Below are 22,428 nucleotides of genomic sequence, written 5' to 3'. Positions count from 1 at the left end.
CTGCTTTTTTTGCTAACTCTTCCCATCCTGATACCACTGCAATCATTCTTTCATAAATGTCTTTAGCTTTCTTAGCTAAAGACATGAAAGTATTCTGTCACTTCAAATACAAGTTCAATATCTAGAGCGTTACTCATATCATCAATATTCAGATGCAACCCGGTAGCATTGGGCGTAGGGTTGATGTCATACGCAGGTGATAGACGCCATCCTGTTACATCAAGAATAAAGCCGTGATTCCTTAAATGGTCGTCACTGTTGGATACCATTACATTGAACAATATACGTGTCCAAAGCTGCTCTAAGTCTTCTTGTGTGTTTGAGCCATTCTGAATTAAAAACTCTGCTAACTCTAGATAACTTGCGCCATCATCATGGCCATCAAAATACTCCAATTGCGTCATAGCCGAAGTGAAGTGGAGTCTTCCCCCTGCCTCATCACGATCAAACCTTTTAGTCAGAAATATATGTTGTTCCCCTATGAGTTCAACCTTTGATTCAGCCATATTGATACCAGCTTCAAGCGCCATCTGGTAAACAATAAATTCCCATAGTCCAATATCATAATCATCATAACGGCTGGGGAATTTTGCTAACCACAACGTTTTATCTATCTCTCTTACTGATGCTTTAGGGCGAGCACCTCCTAGTGAAGATCCAGGAGAGGAGAGATAAGCATATTTAACCATTTTAGGTAGTCAGGGTTATCAAAGTCGGGTTTATCCTCAATACCTAGTGTTGCTTGCTGCAACTCAGCTAGTGACGTTATCGCTGGAGCTGCCAAATCCTCATTATTATCAAGAAAAGGCCCCTCTTCAGAAATACTAAAACGTAGAGCGCCCATACGAAAGGAGTCATGTACACCGAGTAGATAATCAGTTTCAAATAATCTACGTACTCGACGTTTTTCTTGGCGAGCAATCACAGCTTCTCTACGCTGCATCAATAACCTTCCCCAGCGATCTGGGCATGAATCAAGGAAGACTTTGAAATTTCTATCATCTTCGGCATGCTGATCACCGACATATAACTGTAGAGCTGGATCTATTTGTCTTACGTACTTAGAAGCTAACCAATCTTCATCGTAATTAAAACTAAAGTGCTCTTTAGCTCTGATTTCTGATGATCTCAACTTACCGACTAACACAGGTTTTCCTAAGTCAGTCCAATCAGCATAAACGTAGATTTCCAATTGTGGCCCCTTTAACGGTTCTTCTTCAATAGCTCTATATCTTGAAGCTTTCTGCCAAGTTCATCATCAAGCGCCACTTTAGCAAGGTCACCCAGCAAGCCTAAAACAGCCAAAACATTTACGTAGTGGCCAATAGACACAGATGAGTCACCTTTCACTATCCTTCTCAGAGTAGGCTTAGATAACCCTGTTCTCTTATGCATCATGTCTTGAGTTATTCCGCGGCGCTTCATAGCCAGCGTGATATTCTCACCCAGTGCATTTAGGATTTTCTGATTTTTGGGGAAGATGACCGCCCCACGTTTAACTGGAGCATTTATATTATTCAAAATGAAAATACCCTTTCACTTAACCTTAATTAGTGAAATTATAGTTTCACATCAAAGCTAAAGTAAAGAGCCGTATTTAAAGTCTGATTCCATCGAAGGGATTCTAACAACACATAGATGTGAAACTAAAGCACCATAAAAGCGCAATAAGTGAAACCTTAGTTTCACTTATTGCGTTTCCTACTTAAATCATCAATCGATTCAAAGCTAATTTTTAGGACCCTATCTATGCCGCAGGCATAACATAAGGTTGGTAGATGATGATGTTTACCAAAGCTTATAAACCTTTATGGGTTGTTAATACTGAATTTAAAGGTTTGTATCAGCAGCGGTTGAATATCAACTTTCCTAGACGTTAACTCGCTGATAGAAACTAGCTTAGGCTCAAACGTCACAAATCCCCAAAATTGTAAAAATCGATTAATAAAGCGTGATTCAATCAACATGCTAAGTAACTTTATTGGCGAGAAATGCTCTTCCGATTGTAACTGAAGCAGGATATCTGGAAATGCAGTTTCTACCTCCTCAATCAGCTGGTCAATGCTGCCATGCTTTTGCAGACGCCAAAGCATAAACAACCAGAAAGTTCGTAGATCTATATCTAGCTCCCAACTATCTAGGTAGCCCCAATTATATTTGGAGATTGCGGCTTCGAGCATAGGTAAGAAAAAGACGTTAATCCCATGAGATTGATACAACTTCTGCGCTGACTTCTTTACATGGAAGCGACCACTTCGAAGATAAATAATACCCGCTATTTCCGCCAAAATTCGGGCGTAGTGCAAGGTGTTAAATTTGTCTTCATTGCTACCAGCAAATTCACTGATACTGGTATATTTTTGATGTTGAGAGACTGCAAACTCAGGCAACAACTCACTGGCTTGCTTGACTATCTTTGTTGGTAGGTTGCCCTTACTGGTCGCTTTAAATGAACCGTTATTCTGTATGGCTTCATCTAGAATCAATTCCAAATAGCGTATTACCGGGCTGCTTAATATGTTATCTGGTGTACTGAATGTTACCCCAGTTAACTCATTAAAAGGGGCATATAACCAGTTAGACATTTGGTTAGGTGTAAGGCCACAAAAATCAGTTTCGGAGCGATTATTACGCTCATGCATGCGCTGCTGCGTAACTAAGTTGAGTTCATCAAGGGTAAGGTTCGGGTTCATTGCTGCGGTTTGTGCAATGTCATCAAACACTTCTGCATGCCGTTTTGAAACACTGTCCATACAGCAACGCTTGTATTTTTTCCCGCTACCGCAGGGGCAAGGATCGTTTCTACCCGGTTTCATGCTAAGCCTTCTACGCCTTTTTAAACTCTTATACCATTATCCTAAGCTAATAAGTATTGCCACTCTATACCTTGTCCACTAAACAAGTAATGACAGTAACTTATCCGACTAATTTTTTTCGGGCACATCACCAGCACGGGGCATCGGCGTAATATTGGCTCTGGCTTGCTCGGCTGCGGTTTCGGCGTCGCCTGCGCAGATGGCTTGTACCAATGCTTGATGGCTTGAGGCGCTATCGGACAAGTCATAATCTTGGTGGGTGATGGCAATATACGCCTGCAGTGGATATAAAATCTGCTTGTATTGATTGAGCATGCGCTCACTGCCGCAGATCTCAATGATCAGCTGGTGCAGTTGCCAGTCCATTTCGCTGATGCGGCGGGTATCAGTACTGTGTTGTAAGCACAGCAATTGGTACTCTTGGAAAAAATCCGCTAAGCGCGTTTTGTCCTCACTGCTGGCCCACTTAGCAGCCATGGCCGCGGCCTCGCCTTCTAACGCAACCCGTAAATGGTATAACTCCCACAAGTCTTGCTGGTTAATCTCAACCACTTGCCAGCCTGAGTAAGGCTTTTGAATGACTAAGCCTTCATTGACTAACGAGTTCAGCGCCATCCGCACTGTGCTACGCGATAACTCTAGCTGCTTGGCTAATGCGCTTTCCACCAGCTTTTCGCCTAACTTGATATGGCCTTCCAATATATGCGTGCGCAAATAACGGGTGGCTTGAGACTCCAAACTTTCTTTAATGATTTTCATAGCGCTTACTGCTGGCTCAAATAGTTAATGCTTTTGATAGTAATGAAAAAAAATAGGCCACTGACTATAACCCGCTGCGGCCCAAACACAAGATACTGTTAGTTCAACACGGCTTCTCGGACAAACTGCATAAAACTCTGAGCTTGTGGCGATAACGACTTATTCTTACGGGTTAAAATATAATAAGCCCGCTGATGGCGTACCTTTAACTCTGGAAACGGCATCACTAAACTGCCATCGGCCAGCTGTTCTTGGATCTGCTGATAGGCACAAACGGCAATGCCTAAGCCACTCATCGCTAGCGACATTACCACTTGGCTCTCACTAGCATAATGGCACTTTTGCAACTCTAGCTTTGCCACAGGATAATAATTAAGCCAATACTTCCAATCGAAGTTGTCGCGGTCGTGAATAATGCTGGCATTGGCCAAATCTGCCGGCACAGTCAAAGGATTGCGCTTAAGGTACTCTGGTGAGCAAACAGGCACATAATCTAGGCTGCATAAAAACTGCGAGTCAAAGCCTTCCCAGTCACCGTCGCCCCACTTTATTGCCAGCTCTGTTTGCGGTAGAAAGTCAAAGTGATTAGTCGTCAGCATCTGGCCGACCAATAACGTAGGGTACTGAGCTAAAAACTTAGGTAATAATTTGCTGACAACCTGGCGACTAAACACCGGCTCCATCTCAATATGTAGCGTGTAATGCTCGGCATTATTATGAAAGCCGTCAACCACGCCCATTAACTCTTGGATGGGCTGAGTGATTTGCAACAGTAAGCGCTGGCCATCTTCAGTTAATTGGATCTGCCTGCCACCACGATAAAATAACTTGGTGCGCAGCACGGCTTCAAGCTTGGCCACTTGTTGGCTAATGGCTGACTGCGTTAAGCACAGCTCACGGCTTGCCTCGGTAAAGCTTTGTTTATCTGCCACCGCTTTGAATGCCATAAACCAAGATAACTGCGGTAAGCGGGCACTTGCTGAACTAACTTGAGTTGTATTCATAACATCCTGCGATAGTAATACCCTTAGCACAACCTTGTTGGATAAGGGCATTGTATGGTTAACAGCTAGTACTTAGAAAAGGCTTAGCAGCTAGTAATAAGAAACTGCTGTTTAGCAGCTTGGCTTAAAACGTAATACTGTTTCTAAGCGTTGGTCTTTTTGATACAAGCTGCAATAGCTATAACCAATCTCTTCAATATTGGTCTGCTGACCTTGGGCAACACAGCCGACTTTGGCCACGATGCGCTCAGCAACACTTTCTACGGCTTCTTCGGCGCGCATGATACCAGATGCGTCAATATCTATATCTTCATTTAGTAAATATTGGTTACCGCTCACACGGATCACTGGCACGATAGGATTGTTAAAACCTGCGCCGCCGGTTGTCCATAAAATCAGATGGGCACCCAGTGCCGCAAAATGCATACCTGCGCTGCCACACAAATGAGTCGCTTCTGACAGATAGAAACCTGGCGTAGTTGGCTTTTCATGAACTAGATGATTTATCTGCAGTACGTCTTGAATTGGACGAGTACCGGTTTTGCTCAGTGCACCAAAGGACTTTTCTTCTAGTGTCGTTAGGCCGCCAACACTGTTACCAATGCTCATGGTTTCCACTTCTGCGCCGTCTACGTGCCAACGGGCTTCTTCTTCATGGATTAAACGTTCTAGTTTGTCAGCTACCTCAACACTCACTGCGCGCTGACGTAAAATGGTTTCACAGCCAACGAGTTCAATAAGCTCACCGGCAATCGCGGTCGCGCCCATATCGACTAAGGTGTCAACCGCGCGGCCAACACTTGGGTTAGACGCGATACCAGAACTGGTATCTGAACCACCACATTTAACCCCAATCACTAGCTTAGAAACCGGCGTTTCGACTCGCGGCGTTGCATTAGCCGCTTGCTGTAACTCTTGCGCTAAGGCTTTACCTTGAGTAATGGTTGATCGTGTACCTTGTTGCTTGATGCACACTAATGAAAACGCAGGGCGGCCGCTAGCGCGAATAGGCGCGGCAACGATTTCAGGATCGATACTGCCACAACCCATCGCGAGTACCAGAACACCAGCCACATTCGGGTTATTGCCCGTATGTATCATGGTATTGATCATCTCTTCGTTACCACCATACATACAGGTGTTGTAATTGGTGACCACAATGCCGTTATCAATACTGTCAGCAATCGCGCGCGCGATGCCGTCACAACATTCATCAACTGCCATAATCAGTACATGATTACGAATACCCACGCTGCCATCGCTGCGGCCAAAACCCATAAATGTGTTCATCATGCTTGCTCAATCCCCATCTGTTTAATAATTTCTTCAATGATGTTGTCAGGAATATCGAGTCGTTGACTACGCACATTTTGCACATGGGCTAATTCACCACGCGGGATAGTCATAATGGCAACGCCTACTGGGTAGCTAGCTTTAGTAATAAGCTGCTGCTCGGCGATATCGGTTAATGCTACCTTATTACCAAAAGTAATGGCTTGTAGGCAGGTCACCACATCAATGACTTGGTTATTAGTTGAGATAATTTCTATCTCATCGCCTTTAACGGCATCAACAAGTAGCGTGGCTACGTTGTCGCTAGGGTCGAGCTGAATGGCTTTTTTCATTCTTATTAGCTGCAGATTGTCAGACAATCCTACAATTTAATTGTTTTTTAGTATTTTTCAATCCACAAATAACCATATTGAGCTCTCAAATAGGGTTGGTTTATATGAAATGTGATGCAGCATCCACTTTAGGAGGTATCTCATTTGCTAATAACAGCGCTTATTGCCCCTGCTCGTGCATGGGTATTGGGAGTCAATCACTACCCACTGCTCAGGCTTTTCCCTTCAAATAGCTAATGTGCCCCACACAAGTCACCAGCAAGCAAAACAAGTTAGCAACAGCGCCCACACAGCATCAACATGGCATTAAGAATAACCACATTTAAGTTAATGATTCAGCAATCACAGTAGTAAAAGCCACAAGGTGATCAACCTCTAAGTATTACATTTGGTAATGACTGAATAAGCTTTTATTGTTGTCACTCAGCGCCTTCTTCGCTCAAAATCCGCCCGAATAAAATTTCCCCTGTGTGGTTTGCGCTAAGACGTAAATCGCACTACCACCTTTGTAAGGATGTAGTCGTGACGGATATAACAGCGGCACCGGTAACAGACGAAACTGTTACCCAGCAATCCCCCGTTCTAAATGATAGAGTTCAAAGCGACAAACTACTGATTTCAGTGAGTTTGGCTGTTGTGTTTGCCGTAGTCATGATGCTGATCTTTAATCCAGATCAGGTACAAGCTGCTGGTAAGTCGGCTTTTGCAGCATTAACCAATACTTTTGGTTCTTTCATTCAGCTGTTTGCCTTTGCATCTGTATGCACCATGTTGTACATCGCAGTAAGCCGTTACGGCACCATTAAGCTAGGTGAAGGTGAACCTGAATACAGCAACATGAGTTGGTTATTCATGTTTATCTGTGCCGGTTTAGGTTCAGCGACCATGTACTGGGCGTTCATGGAGTGGGCTTACTACTACAACGGTATTGGTCTAAACATTGAAGGCCAAAGCAACGAAGCGCTGCGTACTAGCTTGTCTTACGTGATGTTCCATTGGGGCATTACCCCTTGGGCTATCTACGGTCTAGCGTCTATCACTATGGCGTACCATTTCCACGTTAACCGCGCTAAAGGCCTAAACCTGTCGTCGCTTATGGTGTCTATTCTTGGCATGAAAGAAGACAGCACGGCTAGCCGTATCATGGGCCGTACTCTGGATTTGATCTTCCTATTCGCAACGTTTGGCGGCTTAATCTTAACGACTACCGTTACCGTAAACACGGTTTCAACCGGTTTCGCAGAGCTGTTCAGTATAGAAAACACCTTTGCAGTTAAAGCTATTTTACTGGCACTGATCACCCTTACTTTTACCCTAAGCTCTTACATCGGTATTGCTGAAGGCCTGCAAAAAATCGCTCATGCTGCTTGTGCCATGTGTTTTGTGTTTGCAGTGGTTGTTTTGGTACTTGGCGACACAGGTTTTATCGTTGATTTCTTTGTTAACTCTCTAGGTTTAACGCTAAGCAACTTCGTTGAGATGAGCTTGTTCACTGATGCGACTAATGGTGGCACCTTCAACAAAGATTGGACTGTGTTCTACTGGTTATACTGGTTCACCTATACACCTGCTGTAGCGATTTTCGTCACCCGTATCTCTAAAGGTCGTACTATTCGTCAGGTTATTTTAGGCCTTATCGCCGGTGGCTGTGGTGGTTGTTGGTTCTTCTTCGGCGCCCTAACGGGTTACTCAGTTGATGCAATGGTAGACGGCGTAATTAATGCACCAGCGCTACTCAACAGCGCTAATGGTGATATTGCAGTGGCTCAGCTAATTGCTAACCTGCCATTTGGTACCATCTTGTCAGTATTCTACTTCGTACTAATGATGTTGTTCCTAGCGTCTCACCTAGATGCTACCGCGTTCACCGTAGCTGCTGTAAGCACTAAGAACCTTAAGCAAGGCCAAGATCCAACTCGTGGTCTACGTGTGTTCTGGTGTGTGATGCTAAGTCTACTACCGCTAGCAATGCTATATATCAATGCGTCGTTAGACACCTTGAAAACAGCGGTAACTCTGACAGCAGCACCATTTGTAATTGTATTGATGCTATGTATGTTTGGTCTAAAGAAATTCCTGTCAAACCACAAGTTTGACGATTGTTCTGAGAAATAAATCATGTTGAAAATTACCGATATTGAAGTGATTCACTTACGTGTACCAGCAATGGACGCCGATTGTGAGTGGGGCGAAGACGCCGTCATCGTTAAAGTGCATACCGACAAAGGTATTGTGGGTATTGGCGAAGCTGACTCTAGCCCGCTAGTGGTACAAGCTTGTATTGAAGCGCCACAAACTAACTTCTACTGTAACGGTCTTAAGCGTCTGCTGATCGGTGAAAACGCGCTGGAAATTGAGCGTCTGTGGAACAAAATGTACTGGGGTTCTAACTACATGGGTCGTCGCGGCGCTGGCATCCATGCGATTAGTGCTATCGACATCGCGTTATGGGATATCGCTGGTCAGTTCTACGGCGTACCAGTACACACGCTTCTAGGGGGTAAATACCGCGAGAAAATCCGTTGCTACGGTACCTTCATCCCGGCTGATAAGCCTGAAGACAACGTGGCGATTGTGCAGGGTTTGAAAGACCAAGGCTTTACCAGCATTAAGTTTGGTGGTGGCGTGATGGGCGACGACCCAGACACAGATTACGCTATCGTTAAAGCAGTGCGTGAAGCAGCGGGTCCAGCGATGGAAGTGCAGATCGATTTGGCTTCTAAGTGGCAAACCTGTGGTCATTCAGCCATGATGGCGAAACGTCTAGAAGAGTTTAACCTTAACTGGATTGAAGAGCCGGTATTGGCAGATAGTCTTATCAGCTATGAAAAGCTGTCTCGCCAAATATCACAAAAGATTGCTGGCGGTGAATCGCTAACAACGCGTTACGAGTTCCAAGAATTCATCACTAAATCTAACGCCGACATCGTTCAGCCAGACATCACCCGTTGTGGTGGTATCACTGAAATGAAGAAGATTTACGACATCGCACAGATGAACGGTACTCAGCTGATCCCTCATGGTTTCAGCACCGGCATTCTGTTGCATGCTTCGGTACACTTCTTAGCTGCTTGTGAACAAGGCACGCTAATGGAGTTCTCTCAGAGCAGCAGCCCACTATTCACTAGCTTAGTGAAAAACCAACTGCAGTTCGACAACGGCTATGTAGCCGTATGTGATAAGCCAGGTTTAGGTATCGAGCTAGATGAAGAGTTGATTGCCAAGTATCGCGTAAATTAGCACAGTGTAAATTAGTATCGCGTTAACTAATAGCGTTAACTTTATCCGCTAAACAACAATGCCAGTAAGTTAAGCTTACTGGCATTTTTTATTGGAAAGCTGACAAGATCTTAACTGTCGCCACTTAGAAGCTAGCCACTTGGCAAATACTACTTCTTAAGCACAGGTAAATTCAGCTCCTCATTAATATAAACCTCAATGCGTCGATTCTTACCCGGAATATCACCGACAGGCTCAGACTCCCCCTTACCTACCGTTCGGATAATCTCTTTAGAGATATTAAAGTCTGCCGAAAGTGTTTTCACCACAGATGCTGCGCGGCGTTCAGACAGCTTTTGGTTGTACGCTTGAGTACCCGCCGCCGAAGTATGGCCAAATACAGTGATCTCTTTTATCCCGTACTCGTTGATAAAGTCTGCTAACTTTTGCAGCTTGTCAGTGTAACTGGATGCAATCTTATCACTGTCATTCTCATATAAAATGGTCAGCTTAATCTCTGCCACTCTTGGAGCAAACTGCGTGCAACCATGACTATCAACCACGTGCGTGCTTGGGGTATCTATACACTGGTCTTGGTCGTTAAAGACACCGTCATTATCGCTATCTATCTGTGCAACAGCAGGCACAGCTGCCAGAGGTAAAACTGGCGTTTCCGCTTTAGATTCAGAGCCAAACCAGTATCGAAGACCTAAAGCGATCACCCCGACATCATCCGCATCCAGCGGCATATGCTGGTAACTCACATAGGCCTGCATATCATGGTTAATTTGATAGCCAACCTCAGCGCCTAACCAGATCCCCGAACCAGAATGGGAGTCAGAGCCCAGCTGTTTTGACTCATCTGAAATTGAAGAGGTGACGGCATCTAACTCCCACCCTAAATAACCTAACTTACCTGTGACACTGAAGCGTTCACTGAGCGGGTAAGTTCCCAGCACGCTCAATGACCAACCATCGCCGGTTTCAGGGTAAACATGCTCGGCTAAATCATAGTAGGCGTCTAAATCGGTTGTTTGACCAGAGAATTCAACGCTGCGCTCACCCAGATCGATATAGCCTGCTTCAACACTAAAATACTGACTGAACTTATAACCTAGAAATAAGCTATAGCTGGCTCCAGAGTCATCAACTTTAGTGCTGCTTGCGTCAATCCCTGCTTGATTATAAAGCTCATCTAAGCCGCTACTCGATACATTGGTTGTAGCTAAACCAAACTGCCCACCAAGGTAAAAGCCTTGAGACCACATATGCTCATTTTCTAACTGCGACTCATGCTCCGAAGCCTGCGCTGCAAGAGGACAAAGCAGGGTTGCCAGTAAGATGCTTGAAAGCGAGCAAAACTGATACGTTTTCATATATAACTTAAACCTTAATATCTGATGCTATGGTGAAACGGTTCTTTCTACTTGCTAACAAGCAGCGACGGCGATAAATGCAAACAAACACAAACAGGACCAACAGACTCCAAAGGTTCACGCTGCCGCCAGATGATTCAGTCTTGTCATGCACATTTATGACTTCTATCACCTTCACCTTTACCACCGCTTCGGCTTTCATACCAAAAGCATCTTCAATCACGTAGCTAATGATATCTTCACCGCTAAAGCTCGCATCAGGTATATAGGTGATCATGCCGTTAGGACCTAACTCAAGCGTGCCATGTTGAGCCTCGGCACTGACTAAGCTAATAATGCCGCCATCGGGGTCTGAGTCATTTATCAGCACATTAATATCGACCTGCTCGCCCTGCCTAACTTCGGTATAGTCATCAACAGCAATTGGCGCTTGGTTTGCCAAGACAGTGATATTCACGATGGCGTGAGCGGTGCCGCCTTTGCCATCAGAGATGGCGTAATCAATCACATCACTACCAATAAGGTTGCTTAATGCATGATAGCGAAGCTGACCGTCGACAATCTCTACCGTACCAAAACGGGCACTGGCACTTGTGATTGTGAGTTCGTCGCCATCGGCATCACTGTCATTAATTAAGATTTCAATGTCAGTCACACTAGCAACACCGACGGTCAGTTGATCATCTTGTGCCACTGGCTGCTGATTATCGACAAGTAATGTACCCACATAGCCTGGGTCGATAATGGTGCCATTAACGATTCCGTCATCGTCGTTAGCGCCACCATCTTGGATCATTAACTGCACACACCAATCACCTTCATTCAGGCCTGGCTGCCATAGCGTTGAACCCGTTGGTGGGCAGTAGCCCGGCTCACCACTTGTGGACCACAAGCTGTTATTAGCGTCTTCAACGAAGTCTCCCCATCCGCTATCACTGCGGTATTTACGATATACCGCAGCTTGTGGAATCGGTTTGCGTAGCGGTGTAACCACACGATATGCCTGTTCGTTATCTGGTAGGCCATAGGCAATAAAGTCCATGATGCCACCCACGTTAATCGCCTGATTATCCAGCGGGAGGTAGTGAGCATAATCCTTCGCTGAGTCAGAGATCAGTGCACCACTGATATCACCCGCATAAGTTAGCTGACCACGACGTAAGCACACACCTGGGTCGCCCTCAATTAGGTATTGATTCTGAACATGGTGACTCTCAAACAGCACATTGCATTCAGAAACTCGATCTAAGTAATCAGGCGTACCATCGCCGTCACTGTCGGCATAACCTTCGAGATAATCGGGGATTAAGTCGCCATCAGAGTCAGCATCAGTCAGCACGGCTAAATGTTCAACCACCTGAATATAGACAGTCGATTTGTCCTGCAGTGCAGGCTCGCCACTGTCAGTTACCACCAGTGTTACCGGATATACGCCGACAGCCAGTTCTGCAGGGTCAAAGCTAAATGCCTCTTCGGTATCGCTTTGATTACTCAGCTGTGAGTCCCAGACTAGTTGCCAAGTATCTGCAAGGTTAGCATCGTAAACATGGCTATCTATCATCACCAAACCACCACTACGGCTTACCGTCAGACGCACTTCATCCTGTTGGGTCACAGTTAAGGTCAACTCTGGTGCGATATTGCCTTCAGTAATGGTAATTTGATGCTGATATTGAGCCGCACGATTTACGCTAGAGTCTAGTGTCAGCACTATGGTTTCATCGGCTTCAGCCAGTTCATCACGCAAAATATCTATCACGATGTTGGTATCAGTGCCTGACTCAATCACTACCTCGCCTGTCACCACATGGTAATCACCGCGGCTGGCGCTACCACTAAGCTGGTAAGGGATTGATAATGGATACACCTCAGAGCTGCCGTTAAGGTGCACACTCACAGTGACCTCCTCACCCTCAAGCACAGTTTGATTTTTCTGGAACGACACTAAAGGTTTTACACAGATATTCTGCGCTGCGATACTGACTCGTCCTTCGCTATCTGTCGCCTGCCAGTAAGCTTTATTATTTCCTGGAGGGAAGAGTAAGTTGTCATTGATAATCGATACTGGCAATGGATTACCGAAGCTATCGACTGCGGTCGCAGCGCCAATATCAACACGGGTATACAAGGCATTAGCATTGACGGTTAAGTCACCACAAAGATCGGCAGGTAATGAAATCTCAGGGTACAGGTGCTGATCCGCACTATTGACCATTATTCGAATATAGCCAACCGCCGTTAGCCCTTCGCTATCAACAATCAGGTATTCAATCACCACCTCTCCCATATAACCTTCAACAGGGGTATAGCTGATTTCGTTGCCTGTAATGGTAAGCTGACCGATATCGACACTCGCCGACAATAAACGGATATCATCACCATCAGGATCGCTATCGTTCAACAGTGGCAAGATATTCACTTGCAGCCAGTCATTAACCATAATGCTGTCATCTTGAGTAACCGGAGCTTGATTGACAGGCTCCTCTTCAACGATAACCGTCACCATAGCTTGAGCTGTCAAAGGATCAGTTTCATTACCATCACTGATGGTGTAACTAAAGCTCAGCTCACCAGACCAATCAGCAGGCGGCGTGAACGTTATGGTGTTGTTGGCATTGAGCACCACTGAGGCTGCAGATTGACCAATATCGGTCACGGTTAATCTGTCACCATCACTATCGCTATCGTTACCCAATACCGCGATGACAACCGGCTGATTAACCTCAGTCGTCACCCTATCATCTTGCGCGATAGGGCTATCGTTTACCGAGGTGACCGTGACGCGAATAACCGCACAATCAGTTAAGCCACCAGCGTCTTCAATGCAGTAATTTATTTGGTCTTCACCATGAAAATCGGTAGTTGGCGTATAACTAATACTGCCGTCACTGCCGATACTGACCGTACCATGGCTGGCACTGGCAGAAGTGATGGTGAGCTTATCGCCATCGGCGTCGACATCGTTAATCAGTGGATAACTGACACTTGTCGTGTCTTCTTCCAAGATCAAGCTATCATCGGCCGCCACCGGAGCATCGTTAACTGAAGTGATATTGATAACCACAGTGACGGTTTCACTGTAGCTGCTGCCGTCATAAACTCGGTAGGTAAAGCTATCGAGTGTTGCTTCACCAGCATCGTGTTGGTAAACCAGTGAGCCGTCACTATTGAGTGTTAACGAGCCATGTGTAACGCCGCTGACTAAGCTCACACTCAGATCATCACCATCCACATCGAAATCGTTGCGTAACACGCCAGTGGCTTTACCTAGGGTTAAGCTCGCGCCTTCCACTAGGTTATAGCTATCCGCCACCGCAGTCGGTACGTCATTCACCGCAACCACATTGACGGTTAACAAGGCAGAGCTCAAACCACCCGCATTATCAACAATGGTGTAAGTCACTTGATCAACACCATTAAAGTTAGCTGCTGGGGTATAGCTAATTTTCTCGGCAACAACACTCACTTTAGAGCCACTTACTGGAGTCGATAACCCGCTCAAACTGATGCTATGCCCCATGTCGATATCAGTGTCATTAGCTAGCACATCGAAGATTAGATTCGGACTATCTTCATCAATGCTGCCCATGTTATCAGCAACGGCAATAGGTAAGCGGTTAAGGAACTGCAGTGGTAGGCGCACCACTTCAGAGGTCACGTTAGTATTGAGGTTATCGACATAAGAGAAGGTCCCTTGCAGCGGATAGTCTTCCGATGCCATGGTCGGTACTAGACCCGTTTCTTGCAGTACGACCCGCAGCACATAGTGCTCACTGTCATTATCGCCATCAGAGTTAATCACAGAGCCAAACACAATACTATTTACCAGTCCGTTAACTTTGATTGCGCTACTCGCGTCAATGAAAGTGTCAGTGGCTGTGGTGTTGAGGTTAAGCGGAGCCTGTGAGGCACTAAGTGCAGTATCAAAAATCCGTTTAAGCTGCGCACTGTTTGGCTTTATCGCCAAACCTTGAGGTAAGGTTAAGTTCAAGATCAGATCATCAGTGCGGCCAGTGGGCAAGGTCAGCACTAACTCAGCGGTGATCTCTTCTCCTTGGATAAAGTTACCAGCCGATGTTTCTGGCTTACTTGTATCGACAAGATTTACCGTTAACTGTGGCTGGCCAGCTTGATCTGCAACACTGACGGTAAGCAGAGTCGGGTTGAGACCATCAGCCGCGTCAGCGTTATCATCGCTCAGCACCTGATTAAAGTTATCACCCGCTATTTCGCCCTGATTGGCAATCACAGTTCCGTCAGCAGTACCCGCATCAATAGTGACGACATAGCCAGCATTGATAACACTACCCGGCGCAATATCCCCAAGGTTTAGCTCGAACGGCCCTTCGTTGCTGACTATGCCATGACTGGTAAAGCCACTATTAGCAACGATTTGGCTGTTAGCAGGAATAGGGTTAAGTAAACGGCTATTAATCGCAGTCGTCGCACCGCTATTTACCACAGTAAAGTGATACAACACCTTATCACCGGGATCGACTAGACCATCGCCATCGACGTCATTGAGCAGTGTCCACTCAAGATAGGCTCTAACCTCTGGCAAACTTTGGCCACCACTTACTGCCGTGTATCGCACATTTTGATAACCATCTGACTGATTACCATTGCTATCACTGGCAACTTGCCCGGTCTGGTCGCTATTACCGATAGCACTATGGGTAAAGGTTTCAATGGTCGGTGTTGCGTCACTATCATACAAGGGGTCGTCAATGGTGATCTGATATTCAGCCACAACCACCAGCCCGGCACCTAAGCTAGCAATAGTGACTGCAACATCATCACCAATCACGTTGATGCTATTGTTGCCCTCTACTAAGGCGGTCGTTGTGGCATAAGTGACCCCAGCAGGAAGGACTTCATCGACCGAGATATTTGTCAGCTCATTTGCCGACAAATTCTGGATGAAATAACTGACTTTTATGGTGTCTTTCGGTGAGATCTCACCGTTCGCCGCAAAGTCGTTAACCCATTGGGCCGTCTGCTGAATATAAAGCGCATCTAGACGTTCAACGGCATCTTGTACATAGACAATTGTGGCTTGGTCGCCGTTACTGTCATTACCATCGGCATCTGAAAGTTCTGGCACCGTTAGCTCTGAGTCCACTAGACCTTGGGCACGAATTTGAGTCCCCGCGCTAACGCCATCTTTAACGCGAACATGATAAGTCAGGGTGACAGTATCATTGGTCTCCATCGCGCCAATATCAAATACAAGCTCAGGCAAGCGAGCTAAATCAATCGTGCCTTGTGAGCTAGTAGCGGCATGCGTTGCATCATATAACGTGTTGCTTGGCGCTGCTTCGTAGTACTTCACCTCATTAACCAAAGGCCCTAAATTGGTTAAGGTAATGGTATAGATCAAGGTATCGCCCGGCTCAATCACACCGGCATCGCCATTATCAATGGCGATTTCAACGCTATGTGCCACGTCGATAAATGACAGGTTCTTGGTCGTCACTTGCGCTGCGCCCTCAAGCGAATACTGACGTTCAACCTGTGGTGTACCCGGTCGTGATGAATAGCGGCCGTTAGTCACACCGATAGTGAGCAGCTTATTAATCGCCGCGCTGTTATCGACCACAGCTTCAAAAACAAATGATTTGTTGATCTCTGCTTGGGTGATTGAGCCAAAATCGATCGCCAAGACATTGGCGACGCTAGTATCTAGCGTCCCATCTCCTGTATGGCTGTCAGCGATATAACTCAGCTCTGGTGGCAGAGTGAGTTCAAACTGATTATCGAATGCATCTGCGCTGCTGCCGTGATGTTTAACTTCAACGGTAAAGCTGACCTTATCGCCTAAGGATACTTCTGTTAGATCTGGCGTAATGGTGATATTAAGCTTTGGCTCCGCTACGGTAATGGTCTCAACATCAGGGCCTGCGTTGCCCGCTGCCGTCGCCACTGAAACCGTGTTATCTAAGCTCACTCCAGCCTTGTTACTAGCCTCATCCTCAAGCAAGGCTTCCACGCGCACGATAAAGTAGTTGTTAGCCGGATCACTATCAGCGGTATTGCTCACCTTGCCAAAATCAAAGACTAGAGTACCCATTTGCGATTCAACTGCCGTACCGGGGCCACTGTAGCTGATATGAGAGCCTGCAATCACTTGGCTTTTAACAAAGCTCATGCCTTGCGGTAGCACATCAGTTAACACCACACTGTCACTGCTACCTTCAATCACATCGATGCGGATGTCGTAAATAACCTTTTCACCTATAGCAAATAGATTATCAACCTGACCTGCAGCCAATGACTGTTGCACCGAAATCGATGAATCGACGGTAAATGATTGGCTCACCTGCTCACCGTAGTTATTCAGCTGGCCATTATTCAAATGCTGATCATCATCCAGAGAATCACTCGCATCACGGCCACGGCCATCACTCAAGCTGTTATAGCTTGCCTTAACAGTGTTTGTCAGCAGGTCCCCTGCCAACACGCTATTGCTAATCACGACATCATAATCAATGGTGATCGCGGCTGTGGCTGGCAAGGTAAATAGCGGCCAAGCTAAGGTATCGTCATCTAACGTTGTGGCGCTAATTTGAGCATCGTTCTGAGTGAGGACTGCCCCATCACTGCTAAGCACTGCCCCTTGGGCATTTTGCAGTGTCACGTTACCAAAGCTCACTCCGCTGCCGCTACCATCAGGCGCACCTAACAAGGCCGCAGGCAAGACATCAGACAAATCGACACGATACGCATTGGCATTAGTCGATTCATTAGTTAACACGATGCGGTAAGACACGGTATCGCCCGCATCGCTACCCGTTGCACCAGCAGTAATCGTCTTATCTAAGGTTAAATTCGCCTCAACCACATTGATATCAATATGATTTTTCGGCGGCGTTGTTGCGTTGTCATAACTGGCCGACGCCCCAACTCTCAACGCCTCTCCAGCCTGATTAGCTAAGCTATTATCCACCTCGACTTCAATCGCAATGGTAATGTTTTGCGCTGTATCGGCACTGTTATTGATAGAGCCAAAATCAAACGTTAATGGGTCATCACCACGAGTAAGCGCCAAATTGGGGGACTTGCCCGCAGTAAAGTCGCTAACCGGCAACACTAAGTTTACTGGCGTACCGGTATAAGTCAGCCCTTCGGGTAGATCGTAGGTAAACACAAAGTTATCTGTGGTGCCTACCGGAATAGCCATCGTGGCGGTAACGCTAGTAACGCCAAGAATAGGTTGATCGCTGGCCGCTACTGTAAGATTAATACTCGGCTTGCCTGCTGTAATTTTGGCAGAGTCACTGGCCAGAAGGTCATTAACAGATTGATTAGAACCGTTAACCACACCACTACCCGTTCGCTCGCCGGTATCATTATCCGGTTGCCCAGGAGCTGCCGCGCCAGTACCATTACTACCGGGTAGTGAGGTGACTGTCGCTGCTAATGTCGAGGTTACTTGCTCCTCAAAGCCAATGGTCGCATCTAGCATGGCCGCATACACTAAGGTAATGGTTTCACCCGGAGCAAGGTAATATTCGCTAGCAGCTAAACAGCTGCCATTAGAACTTAAGCTATTACCGCTAAAGCTGAAACACCCAAGTAGATCTTGGTTTGAACGAGATAAGGTCGCACTGGTTAAGCTGGGGTTTTGTAAACGAGCAGGTAACTCAGTACTCACAGCCCATTCCCAGCCTCGTGTAGAGTCACTGCTATTTAAGTTACTGATCACCGAGGTAAACACCACTTGCTCACCACCCGATGAGCTTGCTGGTGAGACTTGGCTATTTACACTTAAGTCCGCTTCAACGATGTTGTACACAGCGGTTTGAGAGTCACTTTGTGGGTTAGCGTTAAAGTTCTGAAAATTAACGTTGGCAATAACGGATTTAGCGTTACCACGTTCATTAGCTGAGGTGTTATCAACCAGTAACTTAAATACTAACTGTAGCTGCTCCGTGTCAGCATTATCACTATCACTGTTATTGAGATCGCCAAGCTCAAAACCAAGCAGGCTATTGTTGTTGGTCGGGACTATGGCTGTGGCAGAGGTCGGGATAGGTGACAATGCGCCAGTTAGCTTAGCGCCTAGTAATGTGGTTGAATTGAGTGCCTTTAGTGTCGAGCTAGCACTCATGTATTGAGCGCCTTCTGGCAGCTGGATATCGATCATCGCCTTATTAACATCGGCAATACTCAAACCCTGCGGAACATCGACGGTCAATTGATAGGTGAGGATTTCACCAATCGCCGCTTCAACCGCACCATCAGCGCCGCTAGTCCAAGACTCTGTTGAATCTATCAACTTAAAGTCACTAATTGCCAATGAGCCGATTGACGCCGTAGGCTTGGCCTTGACCAAGCTATCACGCTCGGGGTGATTGATATCACTACCAGGCAGACTGCTACCGATAACTTCCACATCATTATCATAACTAGAGCCGGTCACCACCCCTTCTTTTACGACTGCACTATAGACGAAGGTTACGCTTTCCCCTGCAGGAATTGCTGCGCTAGCCGTATAGGTCACGGTTGGGCTGGTAAATCCATAGCTAAAGTTAGCGGGCGTTGTCTTCTCTGCAGCACTGCTTACATCAAACAGGTCGCTGTTTAACACATCGGTCAGCACCACATCGTAAGCGGGAGCAGTACCTGTGTTCTGAAGGGTCATGGTGACTTCAACTATATCACCTGACGCCAAACCACTTGCCGGTGAAAAGCTCGCATTGACTACAAGGTTATGCTCGGTAAACTTGGTGCTGGCGTCATCTTTAATATCTGCGCCTGTTTTATCTTGATAGGTCAGGCCAACGTTTAATTTACGATTCTGTTCCTTTGTCAATGCAACAAGTGCACTACTGTTGGTAACCAACGCCTTAATAATAAAGCTAAAACTGTTGTTGCTTGCGTTATTATCATTAGTCACTAAGGTACTTGATGGGCTATCAAAGTGCACATTAAGATCTTGCCCGTTATCGACAGTCTTGCTTACCGCCAGCGTCGGACTGATATCAATGGTGCCGTCAAAGTCTGTTGTATCGACCGCAAGAGAGCTATCAATATAGGCAAAACCTTTAGGAAGCTCCATAAGCACATTGAGTTCCTCTGTTCTCCCCTCTGGAAGCGTCACTGTTGTGGTATAAGTCACCACATCACCCACCACCACTTTGCCGCTATTACCCTCCGGTATCACGTCAGTTAATTTTGTCACTACACCTGGAAATTCCATAGTGATAAAGCTGCTGTCGGTTACTGCAGGGAAGTCCACTGCGCCACTGGCCGACGTCCAAGTCACATTTGCGGTCGGCATCAATACTTGGTTAGGTGTCACCGAGCTATCTAGCTTTGCCGTATAGGTAATAATGACGGTATCAGTTGTTAATGGCGCACCAACGGTGCCATCATTTTTGGCTAAGGGATCTGTAAGAGTTAGCCCTGTATCAAAAAGATCGCCACCGTGATTAAGGGGATCACCATTGCCGTCAGTTACAGACACAAGACTCGCCGCCGTCAACCCCGCTATTGCCGGTGCAGTAATGACGACATCATGAGCATTGGCACCACCGATATTTTCAGCGGTGATAACCAGAGTTAATTGGTCACCCGCATCAGACTGTTCGATATCACTACTGACCGGTGTCGTATCAATAATAGTCTCATCGGCAACCAAATTAGTACTTTCCTGAACACCGTAAGTTAGCAGTAGCTCTGGCGCACGTACCTTTATCCCTACTAAGCTAGTCCCTCGCGCCACCATACTCGGGCTATTTTCGGTACTGGCCAAAAATATTGTAGACAGGAAAAGATTATCGGCGAAGGGAGCATCGGTAATACTGACATCAATATCCACTGCAAGAGTTCTACTTTCCGTAGAGGAAAAGTTTGGCCATTCGATGCGCAGCATATTGGTCGCCACATCTGTTGTGATACTTTTCGGTGTTAAGCCTAATGTATCGGTTGCCCCTAAACGAATATCATGACCAAAAGTGGTATTTAAGCTGCTGACATCAAACACGGGCAGTGGCAGGTAAGTTTCAAATACGATGTTATTGGTATCACCTGAAGGCACCTGTAACTCTTGACGCAAGGTCAGCGTCTCAGTAGGCATGTACTCCACCTGTGGAGAAAGAATACTTAGGTCATTTGATGCCGGGATAATCGATACGTGACTCGCAGAAGTGTCACTACAGTTGGAGGCTCCAGCAGTTAGGCTGTAGCTGGCATCTGCGCTGGCTTGTAAATTGTCTGCCGCTAACACGGCCTCGCCATTTTGGTACTGCTGATTGACCTTAGCTTTATACGCAATCGTTATTCGCGTCGCAGGCGCTAAATCTCCGGTTACTCCATGGACATCATAACTCACCGTTGTCACACCATTATTGGTTGTCACTGTCGGCGTAACGGCCACTGTATTACCGTTAACCTGCATATTGACGTGCGCATCAAAGCTCACCCCATCAGGCAGGGTATTGGTGACGACCAGCGAATCTGCAGTGCCATATTCTGTGACTGAGATTGCATTACTGTAGGTAACACTATCACCCGGCGACGCAGTGTCTGGTGAAGCCGCTTGATAAATAACCAAGTGCTTGGCATCTAGCTCTACACTCGCTGTAATTTGCGGTAACGGCGTATTATCAGGGTGTTCAACATCCAAACTAGAGTGGGAATTAAGCACTAGCGCTTGGCACTGAGTTTCGTCCAAAATATCTGCGATATAAGCGGTGTGACTCACTCGTGCATCGCTGGCAGTTACTGCCCCCTCGACAGCGACAAAACCACTGATTAAGTTACCACCTGGATTACTGGTAGAGGGCTCAGAGGTTAGCGTAAAGCCAATGCCGCCAACATGACTGGATGCGACATACTGCAATCTAGAATCAAGCTGCTGCTGCAAATTAACATCAAAAATATTCTTACCATTTGCGACATCGATTTCATCAACAAACAGATTGCCAAAACTAGAGCCTGGAACATTCTTACTTTCGCGAGTGTCAACGGTAGAAGAAAAGTCAACCACAGTGGTAACGAGAGACTGACTCGCGATTGTTCCTTCAATAGCACCATTAATGCCTGTTGCGGTATCACCAAACTCAAACACACCTTGCGCACTGATGGTCAAGCTGGTGCCGATTGCGACTGCGGTATCAAGTGTGGCACAAACCTGAGTAGGCAATTCAGGGCCATTTGCAACCACTGAGCCTAGTGGCAGCTTGAGCAAAGACAAGTGACGCCCTTGGCTAGAAGTGACGGTTTGATTCACTATCGGGTCCAGTAGCATGCCTGATTCTGGAAAAGTACCTAGGCGAGTAATATCAATGGCACTGCCGAAGAAAACAGCAGAATCAAGCGCCACATCACTAGGTAAATTAAGCCGAATATAGGGACCATAGCCAGGTGAGCCATTGGCATTACTAATGCCAATATCAAAACATACTTGTTCGCCAGTTTTTGCAGTAGCAGGCAAGGAGTTGACTACGATGGGGGTCGCCGCCTGCAATGAAAACGTAGGGATGATTGCTGCGGTCAATAAAGAGAGAAGCAAAGTAGTTTTTGTCATAGATACTCAGAATTTTGTGTCGTTTTAGTTTACGAAGTCGCGTGGAGTAAGGTCTCAGCCGATCGCATTAACCGATAATAAGTACCACTTTATTAC

General features: G+C 46.3%; 12 protein-coding genes. 2 read left to right on the top strand and 10 right to left on the bottom strand.

The window, feature by feature from the left end; genetic code table 11:
* Positions 1-71: 71 nt before the first annotated feature.
* The 8 genes from ACVBIL_RS02295 to ACVBIL_RS02260 form a co-directional block, all read right to left on the bottom strand.
* Positions 72-689, bottom strand: coding sequence for a type II toxin-antitoxin system HipA family toxin (locus tag ACVBIL_RS02295; protein WP_447165371.1), 618 nt, complete (start codon positions 687-689; stop codon positions 72-74).
* Positions 647-1,192, bottom strand: coding sequence for a HipA N-terminal domain-containing protein (locus ACVBIL_RS02290; protein ID WP_447165370.1), 546 nt, complete (start codon positions 1,190-1,192; stop codon positions 647-649). The genes ACVBIL_RS02295 and ACVBIL_RS02290 overlap by 43 nt, the downstream gene beginning before the upstream one ends.
* A gap of 11 nt (positions 1,193-1,203) precedes the next feature.
* Positions 1,204-1,521, bottom strand: a complete 318-nt coding sequence (locus tag ACVBIL_RS02285) for a helix-turn-helix domain-containing protein (RefSeq protein ID WP_447165369.1) — start codon at positions 1,519-1,521, stop codon at positions 1,204-1,206.
* A gap of 287 nt (positions 1,522-1,808) precedes the next feature.
* A complete protein-coding gene (locus ACVBIL_RS02280; protein WP_447165368.1) occupies positions 1,809-2,816 on the bottom strand; it encodes a YecA family protein in 1,008 nt (335 codons plus the stop codon).
* 108 nt (positions 2,817-2,924) lie between these two features.
* The gene (locus ACVBIL_RS02275) at positions 2,925-3,575 is read right to left on the bottom strand and encodes a GntR family transcriptional regulator (protein WP_447165367.1); all 651 of its coding nucleotides are present in this window, start codon (positions 3,573-3,575) and stop codon (positions 2,925-2,927) included.
* A 98-nt stretch (positions 3,576-3,673) separates the two neighbouring features.
* A complete protein-coding gene (locus ACVBIL_RS02270; RefSeq protein WP_447165366.1) occupies positions 3,674-4,579 on the bottom strand; it encodes a LysR family transcriptional regulator in 906 nt (301 codons plus the stop codon).
* A 111-nt stretch (positions 4,580-4,690) separates the two neighbouring features.
* Positions 4,691-5,872, bottom strand: coding sequence for a UxaA family hydrolase (locus tag ACVBIL_RS02265; RefSeq protein WP_447165365.1), 1,182 nt, complete (start codon positions 5,870-5,872; stop codon positions 4,691-4,693).
* Positions 5,869-6,204, bottom strand: a complete 336-nt coding sequence (locus tag ACVBIL_RS02260) for a carbohydrate kinase (protein ID WP_447165364.1) — start codon at positions 6,202-6,204, stop codon at positions 5,869-5,871. Before ACVBIL_RS02260 ends, ACVBIL_RS02265 begins: the two co-directional genes overlap by 4 nt.
* 522 nt (positions 6,205-6,726) lie before the next feature.
* On the opposite strand from ACVBIL_RS02260, the gene ACVBIL_RS02255 reads away from it, so the two are divergent.
* Together ACVBIL_RS02255 and ACVBIL_RS02250 are read left to right on the top strand one after the other, a co-directional pair.
* Positions 6,727-8,319, top strand: a complete 1,593-nt coding sequence (locus tag ACVBIL_RS02255; protein WP_447165363.1) for a BCCT family transporter — start codon at positions 6,727-6,729, stop codon at positions 8,317-8,319.
* A gap of 3 nt (positions 8,320-8,322) precedes the next feature.
* A complete protein-coding gene (locus tag ACVBIL_RS02250; RefSeq protein WP_447165362.1) occupies positions 8,323-9,444 on the top strand; it encodes a mandelate racemase/muconate lactonizing enzyme family protein in 1,122 nt (373 codons plus the stop codon).
* Between the two features lie 149 nt (positions 9,445-9,593).
* Here the strand turns inward: ACVBIL_RS02250 and ACVBIL_RS02245 are convergent, their stop codons facing one another.
* Both ACVBIL_RS02245 and ACVBIL_RS02240 read right to left on the bottom strand, forming a co-directional pair.
* A complete protein-coding gene (locus ACVBIL_RS02245; RefSeq protein ID WP_447165361.1) occupies positions 9,594-10,799 on the bottom strand; it encodes an OmpA family protein in 1,206 nt (401 codons plus the stop codon).
* Positions 10,800-10,806: 7 nt separating this feature from the next.
* On the bottom strand, positions 10,807-22,332 hold the full coding sequence (locus tag ACVBIL_RS02240) for an Ig-like domain-containing protein (RefSeq protein WP_447165360.1): 11,526 nt from the start codon (positions 22,330-22,332) through the stop codon (positions 10,807-10,809).
* Positions 22,333-22,428: the final 96 nt, after the last annotated feature.

The organism is Shewanella sp. 125m-7 (genome assembly GCF_052977045.1).
Note: the sequence above shows the minus strand (reverse complement) of the source record. Positions and strands in the feature narration are given on the sequence as shown.